Below are 12,586 nucleotides of genomic sequence, written 5' to 3' on the forward strand. Positions count from 1 at the left end.
AAAGCCGGCCCGACGGCCGGCTTTTTTTGATAATCTCATGGAGTTTGTGAGGTTATTAGCGAAAGCGATAATTCGTGATCCGTTTGTTGTTTCAAAATTGTTAACAATTTTGTAAGATACGGGCGGATAGAACGACCCGGTGGATGATGGGCGATCAAGTACCCCGGACCGCCGGATACAAATAAAGAGGTCATGATGAGTACTGAAATCAAAACTCAGGTCGTGGTACTTGGGGCGGGCCCGGCAGGCTATTCTGCCGCTTTCCGTTGCGCTGATTTAGGTCTGGAAACCGTAATTGTAGAACGCTACAACACCCTTGGCGGTGTTTGTCTGAACGTCGGCTGTATCCCTTCTAAAGCGCTGCTGCACGTAGCAAAAGTTATCGAAGAAGCCAAAGCGCTGGCTGAACACGGTATCGTCTTCGGTGAGCCGAAAACCGATATCGACAAGATTCGTACCTGGAAAGAGAAAGTGATCACGCAGCTGACCGGCGGTCTGGCGGGTATGGCCAAAGGCCGTAAAGTGAAAGTGGTCAACGGTCTGGGTAAATTCACCGGGGCGAACACCCTGGAAGTGGAAGGCGAAAACGGCAAAACCGTGATCAACTTCGACAACGCGATCATCGCGGCAGGTTCTCGTCCGATCCAATTACCGTTTATTCCGCATGAAGACCCGCGCGTATGGGATTCTACCGACGCTCTGGAACTGAAAGAAGTGCCGAAGCGTATGCTGGTCATGGGCGGCGGTATCATCGGTCTGGAAATGGGTACCGTATACCACGCGCTGGGTTCAGAGATTGACGTGGTTGAAATGTTCGACCAGGTTATCCCGGCGGCTGATAAAGACATCGTTAAAGTCTTCACCAAGCGCATCAGCAAGAAATTCAACCTGATGCTGGAAACCAAAGTGACTGCCGTTGAAGCGAAAGAAGACGGTATCTACGTTTCGATGGAAGGCAAAAAAGCCCCGGCTGAAGCGCAGCGTTATGATGCGGTTCTGGTGGCGATTGGTCGTGTGCCGAACGGTAAAAACCTCGACGCGGGCAAAGCTGGCGTGGAAGTTGACGACCGTGGCTTTATCCGCGTGGACAAACAGCTGCGCACCAACGTGCCGCACATCTTCGCTATCGGCGATATCGTCGGTCAGCCGATGCTGGCGCATAAAGGCGTTCACGAAGGCCACGTTGCCGCTGAAGTTATCGCCGGGAAGAAACACTACTTCGATCCGAAAGTTATCCCGTCTATCGCGTACACCGAGCCAGAAGTGGCATGGGTTGGCCTGACCGAGAAAGAAGCGAAAGAAAAAGGCATCAGCTATGAAACCGCCACCTTCCCGTGGGCAGCTTCTGGCCGTGCTATCGCTTCTGACTGTGCAGACGGTATGACCAAACTGATTTTCGACAAAGAATCTCACCGCGTGATCGGCGGGGCGATTGTCGGTACCAACGGCGGCGAGCTGCTGGGTGAAATCGGTCTGGCGATCGAAATGGGCTGTGACGCGGAAGACATCGCGCTGACCATTCATGCGCACCCGACTCTGCACGAGTCCGTCGGTCTGGCTGCTGAAGTGTTCGAAGGTAGTATTACCGACCTGCCGAACCCGAAAGCGAAGAAGAAATAATCTTCTGTAGGTGGCAATGCGCCACCCGATACAAAAAAGCGGCTTTACAGCCGCTTTTTTTATGCATGGCAAATCAGATGTGTCAAATGATGGCGAAGGATAACGAAACCGCAAAATTTATCGTTTCCGCAGCAGTACGTTTTTCAAAGCTTATGCCGTCGGTAGTGCCTTTGTCTGTCATTTTCGACCAACTAATTGTTTCATAAGAAATACCTCTCCTTACTTTGTCATCATCCTGAAATTGGTAACGCTATAAAATAATAGCGAGCTAATTATGAGGTTTGATATATGAAACTTTTTCTGACAACAGCAGCGCTAACTGCGACCTTGATTTCCGGCATGGCATTTGCCAGCGATCCCGTCATCCCCTGGGCGACTAACAGCGGCGGTACGGAAAGCACGCATATTGCGGCAATGGGCGAGGATTTGAATGCGCAGCATCAGCAGATCACCCACACGCATGAAGGCGTATGGGCGGCTAATTCCGGCAGCATTCAGGCTGATGAAGCTGCGCTGACCAGCAACAAGCCGCCGGTACAAGGCCATCCGGAATTAATGCCGCATCAGGGCTAATGATCATGGCCTGGCGATAACGCCAGGCGCTTACGGGTTATTCGGCGACCTGCCACTGTGCGTCTGGCGCAAAACGCGTGATAGCCTGAACTTTACTCTCCGTCTCCTTGCCTAAATCCGCCTGATAAATACGATCGTCCTGGTTGACCATAAAACTCATCACCCCGGTTTCGCCGTAATGCATCGGCCAGGCCAGAAGCGCCGCGCCGTGACCGTCGTTATCGCTGATAATACGGAAATGGTAGCCGTGGTAACCCTCGTCTGGCGCTGCGGGACTAAAGTTTGGGCCTAACGGACTGGGGACGTCGCCTGCTTTGGTTGGCCAGTACAGGCCATCTTTTTGGCCTTCGCTACTGATTATCCTGTGCGCCCAGCGATGGTTTTGTAAGTAATAATCCTGCTGCGCATCAACGTAAGCATGCATGGCCTGTAAGGTAGAAAGTTCATTTCGCCCAATAGTACGGGTGAGGATCTCATTCCCGGCTGCCGCCATATCAAAGCGCCAGCCGCCAGTCTCTTTCACCATGGGCACCGGGAGCTGCCAGTCTTCTCGTCCGACATTCAGGTGCGCCGTATTGTCTTTTTGTACAATGCGATGGCCTTCGCGCCAGTCACGATTGAAGCGGGCCACGGCCTCGGGATCGGCACCTTCCGGCGGCAGAAATTGCCGCCAGTCATCGCCCAGTAGCGCGGTAAGCTGCGTTTCGTTTTTTCCGGCTACCGCCGCGGCGAAGGCGCTGGCGGCCGCTTCCGGGGAGGGGAACCGTTCCTGCGCGTAGCCCAGCAAGGGTAACGACAGTAACAGAGCGCTTAACATAACCTTTTTCATTATCTGCTCCGGTTAACGGCGATGAAATTCATGATGTTCAGAAAAATGTTCCCGCGCGGCGGCGCGTTGCTCGGTGTTTAAGTGACTGCCGCGACGGCTTTCCAGGCCGCGTAGCTGTTGCGATTGCCATGACGGCGATCGACTGTCGTTCCCGCTAAACACATTGGCGTGCATATTCTGGCGAAATGCCTGACGCTGCTGCGGCGTAGAGGATTCAATACGCTGGCGGGCGGTGTCTCTCTGCTGTTGTGAAACAGGGTGCTGCTGGGCTTTAGCCTTCAGCTCGGAACGATGCTGCTGCGTGGTGGATTTATTCAGTGTCTGCTGCGCCGCCTCGCGACGACTGCTGTTTTGTGTTCCGTCATAGCCACGGTAATTATTACGCTGGGCAATTTGATTTAACTGCTGCGATGCCGCCTTACGCTGGGCATCGCGGGTGCCTGGCGCTGGCAAAGAAGCGTTGGCCGTATGGCTGCGCTGTTGAAATTGCGTCATGGCCGCCTGGCGCTGACTGTCGCGAGACACTGGCGCTTGCTGCGTTGCGCTTAACCCGCCGCTAACATTGGTGGGATGGAACCGTTGCGCAACGGTATTATTCGGATAGGGGACGCCATTGCGCCAGGCGGGATTATGCTGCCAGCCCATCGTTTGGCCCGGCAGGTTTTGCCCGGATATCCGGTTGAAATTATTGACATTGATGTTGATATTATCGCCATTATGTTGATAACCGTTACCACCATGATGGTAATCATCATCATGGTGGTCGTCGTCATGGTGGTGATGATCGTCATCATCCCAGTCTATGCTGCTGAACAACGCATAGGTGGTGGCGACGCCCAGACTATAACCAAAACCTTTAACAAAACTGTCGGCAAACTGCTGCCCCGGAGGGGGCGGTAAATACACCGGCGGATAAGCGGTATTGGGCCAGGCGCCATACACCGTCGCGGGGTTATAGTTCGGCACGTACACCACCTGCGGATTCGCGGGTTCAATTTTTATAACGGTCGACGGTGTCGCTGGCGTACTGGCGGATGTGGTGGTTGTCGTCGTGACGGCGGTAGAAGCGCTGGACTTCGGCACGCTGGTGACGGTTTGCTGTGGCGTGGATTTTAGCGAACCGGTTTGTTGAGCGAGCAGACGCAGCCTTTGCACCGCATCCATCACATCCTGTGGCTGGGCTAAGAACGCATCGCCCAGGTTTTGCACCCATTGCGGATTCTCGCCCATAAGCGCCATCAACTGGGGAAAGGCGACCAGCGATTTGACGCTGGGGTCCCACGGTTGGCTGGCCACCGCCTGAATAGCGGCATCGCCCTGCAGCGTAGGGTTATCGCGCGACCACTGGACGGCCTGAACTACGTTCGCCGGGTAGGTGGAGGCCATGAGCACCTGCGAAAGCAGGGCATCGGGATAAAGCGCAACAGGCGCGACCCATTGATCAATTTGCGCAGTGGTAAAGGTCGTTTTCGCGACAGGCGCGGGCACAGCGGTCTGCGTTGGCTCAGAGGCGGGAGCTGCCGCCTGCGCGGGCGCTTCGGGAGCGCGGCTTTTAACATACAGTACGCCCGAAGCGGCAAATAACCCGGCACTGCACACAAGGGCAATGAGATGGGGTTTAAAGGGCAACGTCATTTTATCTCTCCCGATTCCAGAGAATCGCTATGGTCATTATGCCTGCCGCCGACGGGGTGCAGTTTGGCGTGAGTATAAAGGGACGATAGTTTAATTTTTAGCTAATGTTGGGATCGGTAACGTTACGTGACGATCAAAGCACGAAATGAGGTAAGCATTTATGGCTGCAGCTCCCGTCTCAGTAGAGCATTAGACCATCCTTAACGATTCAGCCACTTTTTTATGTTGCTTTTTTGTAAACAGATTAACACTTAAAGAAAATCCTGTTATTGTGCCTTATGCGGTACCGGGCATTTACCCTACTAACTACTGTCTCACAGGAGCGTGAAGAGAATCGCCCATCAACAAAAGCGCCGCATTATGACAATGAGAGCGAGGAGATATCGTCGTGCTAGAAGAATACCGTAAGCACGTAGCTGAGCGTGCTGCCCAGGGGATTGTGCCAAAACCTTTAGACGCAACCCAAATGGCTGCGCTTGTCGAGCTGCTGAAGACCCCGCCTGTGGGCGAAGAAGAATTCCTGTTAGACCTGTTGATCAACCGCGTTCCTCCTGGCGTAGATGAAGCCGCTTATGTTAAAGCCGGTTTTCTCGCTGCTGTCGCGAAAGGCGACACCACCTCCCCGCTGGTCTCCCCAGAAAAAGCCATTGAACTGCTGGGCACCATGCAGGGTGGTTACAACATTCATCCGCTGATTGATGCGCTGGACGATGCGAAACTGGCGCCGATTGCTGCCAAAGCACTGTCCCACACCCTGCTGATGTTCGATAACTTCTACGACGTAGAAGAGAAAGCCAAAGCGGGCAATGAATATGCCAAACAGGTGATGCAATCCTGGGCCGACGCCGAATGGTTCCTGAGCCGTCCGCCGCTGGCGGAAAAAATCACCGTCACCGTTTTCAAAGTGACCGGCGAAACGAATACCGACGATCTCTCTCCGGCGCCGGATGCGTGGTCGAGACCGGATATCCCGTTACATGCGCAGGCGATGCTGAAAAACGCCCGTGAAGGCATTGAGCCGGATCAGCCAGGCGTTGTCGGCCCGATCAAACAAATCGAAGCATTGCAGAAAAAAGGCTACCCGCTGGCTTACGTGGGTGACGTGGTGGGCACCGGTTCTTCCCGTAAATCCGCGACCAACTCCGTGCTGTGGTTCATGGGCGATGACATCCCGAACGTGCCGAATAAGCGCGGCGGCGGTCTGTGCCTCGGCGGCAAAATTGCGCCTATCTTCTTTAACACTATGGAAGATGCGGGCGCGCTGCCGATTGAAGTTGACGTTTCTAACCTGAATATGGGCGATGTGATTGACGTCTACCCGTACAAAGGCGAAGTACGCAATCATGAAACCGGCGAGCTACTGGCAACCTTCGAACTGAAAACCGACGTGCTGATTGACGAAGTGCGTGCCGGTGGTCGTATTCCGCTGATTATCGGCCGTGGCCTGACCACCAAAGCGCGTGAAGCGCTGGGGCTGCCGCACTCAGACGTTTTCCGTCAGGCAAAAGACGTGGCGGAAAGCAGCCGTGGCTTCTCGCTGGCACAGAAAATGGTCGGTCGCGCCTGTGGTGTGAAAGGTATCCGTCCGGGCGCGTACTGCGAACCGAAAATGACCTCCGTCGGTTCTCAGGATACTACCGGCCCGATGACCCGCGACGAGCTGAAAGACCTGGCCTGTCTGGGATTCTCCGCCGATCTGGTCATGCAGTCGTTCTGTCACACCGCAGCCTATCCGAAGCCGGTTGACGTCACCACGCACCACACGCTGCCAGACTTCATTATGAACCGTGGCGGTGTCTCTCTGCGTCCGGGCGACGGCGTGATTCACTCCTGGCTGAACCGTATGCTGCTGCCGGATACCGTCGGTACCGGCGGTGACTCCCATACCCGTTTCCCGATTGGTATCTCTTTCCCGGCGGGTTCTGGTCTGGTGGCGTTTGCCGCCGCGACCGGCGTGATGCCGCTGGATATGCCGGAATCCGTGCTGGTGCGCTTCAAAGGCAAAATGCAGCCGGGCATCACCCTGCGCGATCTGGTACACGCCATCCCGCTGTACGCCATCAAACAGGGCCTGCTGACCGTTGAGAAGAAAGGCAAGAAAAACATCTTCTCTGGCCGCATCCTGGAAATCGAAGGTCTGCCGGATCTGAAAGTCGAGCAGGCGTTTGAGCTGACCGATGCTTCCGCCGAGCGTTCCGCTGCCGGTTGTACCATCAAGCTGAACAAAGAGCCGATTGTTGAATACCTGACCTCCAACATCGTCCTGCTGAAGTGGATGATCGCCGAAGGCTACGGCGACCGCCGTACGCTGGAACGTCGTATCCAGGGCATGGAAAAATGGCTGGCGGACCCGCAGCTGCTGGAAGCCGATGCTGACGCAGAGTACGCGGCGGTGATCGACATCGATCTGGCGGATATCAAAGAGCCAATCCTCTGTGCGCCGAACGATCCGGACGACGCGCGTCTGCTGTCTGACGTGCAGGGCGAGAAGATCGACGAAGTGTTCATCGGCTCCTGCATGACTAACATCGGCCACTTCCGTGCAGCCGGCAAGCTGCTGGACAACCATAAAGGCCAACTGCCGACTCGCCTGTGGGTGGCGCCGCCAACCCGTATGGACGCCGCGCAGCTGACCGAAGAAGGTTACTACAGCGTGTTCGGTAAGAGCGGTGCGCGTATTGAGATCCCTGGCTGTTCCCTGTGTATGGGTAACCAGGCGCGTGTGGCTGACGGTGCGACGGTGGTTTCCACTTCTACCCGTAACTTCCCGAACCGTTTAGGTACCGGTGCGAACGTCTTCCTGGCTTCTGCGGAGCTGGCGGCGGTTGCGGCGCTGATCGGCAAACTGCCGACGCCGGAAGAGTACCAGACCTACGTGGCACAGGTGGATAAGACGGCGGTGGATACTTACCGTTACCTGAACTTTGACCAGCTTTCTCAGTACACCGAGAAAGCAGATGGCGTGATTTTCCAGACTGCGGTTTAATTTACATTTTAAGGGGGCTAATTGCCCCCTTTTTATTCATATTATATGTTTCTGTATTTTCTATCTTTTTAAGATGTTGCGTATTTTTATTTTAGCTTCTTCATATTGTAGGTTTTCCTCTCTTAAGTATATATGAACAGCTTTGTGACAATTTGGGCAAAGTAATGCAAAGTCAGTTTTCAATATTCTGTGCTCACCGGTAAAAGTATGTATTGGTATTTTGTGGTGGGCCTCAATATAGTTTTTACCATATTTATCTAAGAATTTAATCTCACAAATATCACAAACCCATTGCGAGTTATCTTTTATTTCATCTATTATTTTTCTATTCCGCTCAGATAACATATGAGTTATGTATTTAATTTTTCCTTCAGTGTGCTCGTTTTTATACAAAATGACGTCATCATTGTCACTATTCTTATCATTTAGACTTGGGAAACTTATCATTTTTTCTAAGATGACTGCTTTTTCTAGTATGTCTATGATTTTAAAGCATCCCTGAAATTCCCATTTGTTAGATGAATCAGTAAATAACAAAATTGGATAGTTGCTTATCGGTTGGTTAATTAGAACCCGGTTCGCAGAATCATTAAAGTTAATGATGCCTTTTGCTGCTTTAAATGAGTAAGAGTATATGGTTTTTTCATTATTTTTCCAGCCATCATCAGCGTAAGAACCATCCTTTGTTTTTATTATTACTGCTTTGATATTGGGATGTTCTCCTATCCAATTTATTCCTTGTTGAGGTGTGTTTTTAATTATCCAATCCTTGCCTTCCCAATTTTCACTGTCATCTTTTTTAGATTTTTGGATGAGCTGGGATAAATTTTGTTTGTTAATTATATCTGAGATAGTTAATGAAAGAAGTTGAGATGGATATTGAATAAGCTTTAAGGTTCCCATTATATTCCTATACTATAAAGTGTATAATAATTATCATTATACATGCTAGCAGTGTAAATTTACTACATTCATAATGATAGCATGGGACGATGCTACTTGTGGAACCAGAATGCAGATAACCCGATCTTCTTATTGATAAATTTACGACAATTAGACGTATCCACTTTTTTTCCTCTACATAGCTGCGATAATTACCCATAGGTACAATGCAGCGGTGACGCATTGCCTTTGTAGAGGAACAGATCATGGATTACGAATTTCTGCGCGACGTTACCGGAGGGGTAAAAGTACGAATGTCGATGGGCCACGAGGTGGTCGGTCACTGGTTTAATGAAGAGGTTAAAGACAACCTCTCGCTACTGGATGAAGTAGAACAAGCCGCGCGTACGGTCAAAGGCAGCGAACGCTCCTGGCAACGAGCAGGGCATGAATACACGATCTGGATGGACGGCGAAGAAGTGATGATTCGCGCCAATCAACTGGATTTTTCCGGCGATGAGATGGAAGAGGGGATGAGTTATTACGATGAAGAGAGTTTATCCCTGTGCGGCATGGAGGATTTTCTGCGGGTCGTCGCCGCGTATCGGGAATTCGTCAGTAAAGCCTGACCCTCTCTTCGTTATTGTCCCACAACGCCAGTCGACGGACAGTTGGGGGCGGTAGTGGAAACGAAGTCGCCAAACATTCCAGCCGGGAGTATCCCGGCTTTTTTATAGCAGAATGATTTTTTGATTTTTATTAATCATTTTAAAACTGTGATCTGACGCGTTTGTGATCTTAATTTGATTGAATATAATCGTTATGATTTTATTCAATCACAACAAGCAACAGGCGGTAAGACCATGAACATCAAAAAAGCAATAGAGCGCGTACCCGGCGGCATGATGGTCGTACCGCTCGTTATTGGCGCAGTCATTAACACCTTCGCCCCGCAGGCGCTTGAGATCGGCGGTTTTACCACTGCCTTATTTAAAAACGGCGCGGCACCGCTGATTGGCGCTTTTCTGCTGTGTATGGGAGCCGGTATCAGTGTGAAAGCCGCGCCCCAGGCGTTATTGCAGGGCGGGACGATTACGCTCACTAAGTTGCTTGTCGCCATCGGCATTGGTCTGGGCGTGGAGCATCTTTTCGGCGCGGAGGGTATTTTTGGCCTGAGCGGCGTGGCGATTATCGCGGCGATGAGCAATTCAAATGGCGGACTTTATGCTGCGCTGGTAGGCGAATTCGGCAATGAGCGCGACGTCGGCGCTATCTCTATTTTGTCTCTTAATGATGGCCCTTTCTTTACGATGATTGCGCTGGGCGCGGCAGGGATGGCGAACATTCCCATTATGGCGCTGGTGGCGGTGCTGGTTCCGCTGGTTGTCGGCATGATCCTCGGCAATCTTGATCCTCATATGCGCGATTTTTTGACCAAAGGCGGCCCGCTGCTCATTCCTTTCTTTGCTTTTGCGCTGGGGGCGGGCATCAATCTGGAAATGTTACTGCAAGGCGGACTTGCCGGAATTCTGCTCGGCGTGCTGACAACGTTCGTTGGCGGTTTCTTTAATATTCGCGCAGATCGTCTGGTTGGCGGAACTGGCATTGCCGGGGCGGCGGCCTCCAGCACCGCGGGTAATGCCGTTGCGACGCCGCTGGCTATTGCGCAGGCCGACCCTTCGCTCGCCGAGGTGGCCGCTGCTGCCGCTCCGCTGATTGCCGCCTCGGTGATCACCACGGCAATCCTGACGCCAGTGTTGACCTCCTGGGTTGCGAAAAAACAGGCGCGTCAGGCTTCTTTGGAGAAAAACGCATGAAAATGATAGTTATCGCCGATGATTTTACCGGATCGAATGATACCGGCGTCCAGTTGGCGAAGAAGGGGGCGAGAACGGAAGTCATGTTGAGCGCGTCGCAAAAACCGTCCCGCCGCGCCGATGTGTTAGTCATTAACACCGAAAGCCGGGCGATGCCCGCAGATCAGGCGGCATCTGCCGTTTATGCCGCGCTTTCGCCGTGGTGTGAGACATCGCCAGCGCCGCTGGTGTACAAAAAAATCGACTCCACATTTCGCGGCAATATCGGCGCCGAAGTGACGGCGGCCATGCGCGCCAGTCAGCGAAAACTGGCCGTTATCGCCGCCGCGATCCCTGCGGCCGGACGCACGACGCTTGAAGGAAAATGTCTGGTTAATGGCGTCCCGCTACTGGAAACCGAATTTGCCAGCGATCCGAAAACGCCCATTGTCTCTTCCCGTATTGCCGAGATAGTGGCGTTGCAAAGTGAGATCCCTGTGTATGAAGTCTTTTTGCAGGATGTCCGACGCGGCGGGTTAAGCGCCTTACTTACGGCTTATGCGGCTGAGGGCGAAGGGATTATCGTCGTGGATGCGGTGGAAGAGCGGGACCTGACGTTGATTGCGCAAGCGGCGTGTGAACAACCGTCGATGCCGCTGCTCGTCGGCGCAGCGGGTCTGGCGAATGCGTTGCCGGTTGAACTTTTTATGCAAGACCGGCAGCGGCTGCCGGTGCTGGTGGTGGCCGGTTCGATGAGCGAAGCCACGCGACGTCAGGTGGATAATGCGCTGTGCCGGGGACGTGCGGAGGTCGTGGATATCGATGCCGCGCGCATGGTGTCGGATAGCGCGGAACAGGAAATCGCGTCTGTCGTAGAGCAGGCCTGCGCGCTGTTAAGTCAGCATCGACATACGATTTTACGCACCAGCCGTCGCGCAGAAGATCGACAGTTAATCGACGCGTTGTGCGAAAAATCCGCGATGAGCCGTCAGCAATTGGGCGAGCGACTGAGCCAGCGGCTTGGCGTCGTCACGTTAAACATTATCGAGCAGGCGCGGATTGGCGGGCTGTTTCTGACCGGCGGCGATATCGCAACCGCCGTCGCCGGCGCGCTTGGCGCTGAAGGTTATCGCATTCAGAGCGAGGTGGCGCCCTGTATTCCCTGTGGAACGTTTGTAAACAGCGAAATTGACGATCTGCCGGTCATTACCAAAGCGGGCGGATTCGGTTCAGACAGTACGTTGTGTGACGCGCTTTATTATATTGAGGAGATGTATTGTGGAGACTAAAACCGTTGCCATTACCATGGGCGATCCAGCGGGCATTGGGCCGGAAATTATTGTTAAAGCGCTAAGCGAAGACGGTCTCAACGGCGCGCCGCTGGTGGTTATTGGATGCCTCGCAACGTTGAAACGTTTACAGGCGAAGGGCATCACGCCGAACGTCGAGTTACGGGCCATTGAACGGGTCGCCGAAGCGCGTTTTGCGCCCGGCATCATTCATGTGATTGATGAGCCGCTGGCGCAGCCGGAGGCGCTGGAGGCCGGGAAAGTTCAGGCGCAGGCGGGGGATTTAGCGTATCGCTGCGTGAAGCGCGCCACCGAGTTAGCGTTACGGGGCGACGTACAGGCTATCGCTACCGCGCCGCTGAATAAAGAGGCGCTGCACCTGGCGGGGCACAACTATCCGGGCCATACCGAGCTGCTCGCGACCCTGACCCATAGCCGCGATTACGCGATGGTACTTTACACCGATAAACTAAAAGTGATTCACGTTTCAACGCATATCGCGCTGCGTAAATTCCTTGATACGTTAAGTACCGCGCGTGTCGAAACGGTGATTGGCATTGCTGATACTTTCCTCAAGCGTGTGGGTTACGTTAAACCGCGTATCGCCGTGGCAGGCGTGAATCCTCATGCGGGCGAGAATGGCCTGTTTGGCGATGAAGAGACGCGTATCCTGACGCCAGCCATTACCGATGCCCGCGCAAAAGGTATGGACGTTTATGGGCCGTGCCCGCCGGATACTGTATTTCTCCAGGCTTATGAGGGGCAGTATGATATGGTGGTGGCGATGTATCATGACCAGGGGCATATCCCGTTGAAATTGCTTGGCTTTTATGATGGCGTGAATATCACCGCGGGGCTGCCGTTTATTCGGACCTCTGCTGATCATGGCACCGCATTTGATATCGCCTGGACGGGAAAAGCAAAATCTGAGAGCATGGCCGTATCGATCAAACTGGCAATGCAACTGGCATAATTC

Annotated in this window: 10 protein-coding genes and 13 other annotated features (1 of these 23 only partly in view); of the genes, 7 read left to right on the plus strand and 3 right to left on the minus strand. The window is 53.2% G+C overall.

Going from position 1 to position 12,586, the window contains the following annotated elements; translation table 11 throughout:
• Window positions 1-3 (plus strand) — a protein binding site (putative binding site for FIS, RegulonDB: STMS1H000144); it begins 14 nt to the left of the window's first position.
• Window positions 4-86: 83 nt separating this feature from the next.
• Window positions 87-95 (plus strand) — a -35 signal (putative -35_signal for lpdA; RegulonDB:STMLTH004495).
• Window positions 87-1,620 (plus strand): lipoamide dehydrogenase (NADH) gene (gene lpdA, locus STM0154; RefSeq protein ID NP_459159.1). Within the gene, window positions 196-1,620 belong to an annotated coding region; the region does not span the whole gene. It overlaps the preceding feature by 9 nt.
• Window positions 111-119, plus strand: a -10 signal (putative -10_signal for lpdA; RegulonDB:STMLTH004495). It overlaps the preceding gene by 9 nt.
• Window positions 187-192: a ribosome-binding site (putative RBS for lpdA; RegulonDB:STMS1H000533), on the plus strand.
• 282 nt (window positions 1,621-1,902) lie before the next feature.
• Window positions 1,903-1,908 (plus strand) — a ribosome-binding site (putative RBS for STM0155; RegulonDB:STMS1H000534).
• The gene (locus STM0155; protein ID NP_459160.1) for a putative outer membrane protein occupies window positions 1,903-2,193 on the plus strand. Within the gene, window positions 1,909-2,193 belong to an annotated coding region; the region does not span the whole gene. It overlaps the preceding feature by 6 nt.
• Window positions 2,194-2,230: 37 nt before the next feature.
• Here STM0155 and STM0156 read toward each other — a convergent pair.
• Both STM0156 and yacH read right to left on the minus strand, forming a co-directional pair.
• Window positions 2,231-3,029 (minus strand): putative periplasmic protein gene (locus STM0156; protein ID NP_459161.1). Within the gene, window positions 2,231-3,022 belong to an annotated coding region; the region does not span the whole gene.
• Window positions 3,024-3,029 (minus strand) — a ribosome-binding site (putative RBS for STM0156; RegulonDB:STMS1H000535). Its footprint overlaps the gene before it by 6 nt.
• 5 nt (window positions 3,030-3,034) lie before the next feature.
• Window positions 3,035-4,677, minus strand: a protein-coding gene (gene yacH / locus STM0157; RefSeq protein NP_459162.2) for a putative outer membrane protein. Within the gene, window positions 3,035-4,657 belong to an annotated coding region; the region does not span the whole gene.
• Window positions 4,672-4,677: a ribosome-binding site (putative RBS for yacH; RegulonDB:STMS1H000536), on the minus strand. (Overlaps the previous gene by 6 nt.)
• 354 nt (window positions 4,678-5,031) lie before the next feature.
• Window positions 5,032-5,037 (plus strand) — a ribosome-binding site (putative RBS for acnB; RegulonDB:STMS1H000537).
• Between yacH and acnB the strand changes: the two genes are divergently transcribed.
• Window positions 5,032-7,643 (plus strand): aconitate hydratase 2 gene (gene acnB, locus STM0158; RefSeq protein ID NP_459163.1). Within the gene, window positions 5,046-7,643 belong to an annotated coding region; the region does not span the whole gene. (Overlaps the previous feature by 6 nt.)
• 60 nt (window positions 7,644-7,703) lie before the next feature.
• Here acnB and STM0159 read toward each other — a convergent pair.
• The gene (locus STM0159; RefSeq protein NP_459164.1) for a putative restriction endonuclease occupies window positions 7,704-8,552 on the minus strand. Within the gene, window positions 7,704-8,546 belong to an annotated coding region; the region does not span the whole gene.
• Window positions 8,547-8,552, minus strand: a ribosome-binding site (putative RBS for STM0159; RegulonDB:STMS1H000538). Its footprint overlaps the gene before it by 6 nt.
• Window positions 8,553-8,779: 227 nt before the next feature.
• Window positions 8,780-8,785 (plus strand) — a ribosome-binding site (putative RBS for yacL; RegulonDB:STMS1H000539).
• Here STM0159 and yacL point away from each other — a divergent pair.
• From yacL to STM0163, 4 genes are all read left to right on the plus strand, one after another.
• The gene (gene yacL / locus STM0160) for a putative cytoplasmic protein (protein ID NP_459165.1) occupies window positions 8,780-9,154 on the plus strand. Within the gene, window positions 8,792-9,154 belong to an annotated coding region; the region does not span the whole gene. Its footprint overlaps the feature before it by 6 nt.
• A 220-nt stretch (window positions 9,155-9,374) precedes the next feature.
• Window positions 9,375-9,380 (plus strand) — a ribosome-binding site (putative RBS for kdgT; RegulonDB:STMS1H000540).
• The gene (gene kdgT / locus STM0161; RefSeq protein NP_459166.1) for a 2-keto-3-deoxygluconate permease occupies window positions 9,375-10,342 on the plus strand. Within the gene, window positions 9,389-10,342 belong to an annotated coding region; the region does not span the whole gene. It overlaps the preceding feature by 6 nt.
• Window positions 10,334-10,339: a ribosome-binding site (putative RBS for STM0162; RegulonDB:STMS1H000541), on the plus strand. Its footprint overlaps the gene before it by 6 nt.
• Window positions 10,334-11,610, plus strand: a protein-coding gene (locus tag STM0162) for a putative inner membrane protein (protein ID NP_459167.1). Within the gene, window positions 10,339-11,610 belong to an annotated coding region; the region does not span the whole gene. Before kdgT ends, STM0162 begins: the two co-directional genes overlap by 9 nt.
• Window positions 11,592-11,597, plus strand: a ribosome-binding site (putative RBS for STM0163; RegulonDB:STMS1H000542). It overlaps the preceding gene by 6 nt.
• Window positions 11,592-12,583 (plus strand): pyridoxine phosphate biosynthetic protein gene (locus STM0163; RefSeq protein NP_459168.1). Within the gene, window positions 11,600-12,583 belong to an annotated coding region; the region does not span the whole gene. Before STM0162 ends, STM0163 begins: the two co-directional genes overlap by 19 nt.
• Window positions 12,584-12,586: the final 3 nt, after the last annotated feature.

The sequence above is a fragment of the Salmonella enterica subsp. enterica serovar Typhimurium str. LT2 genome, from assembly GCF_000006945.2.
GTDB lineage: Bacteria > Pseudomonadota > Gammaproteobacteria > Enterobacterales > Enterobacteriaceae > Salmonella > Salmonella enterica.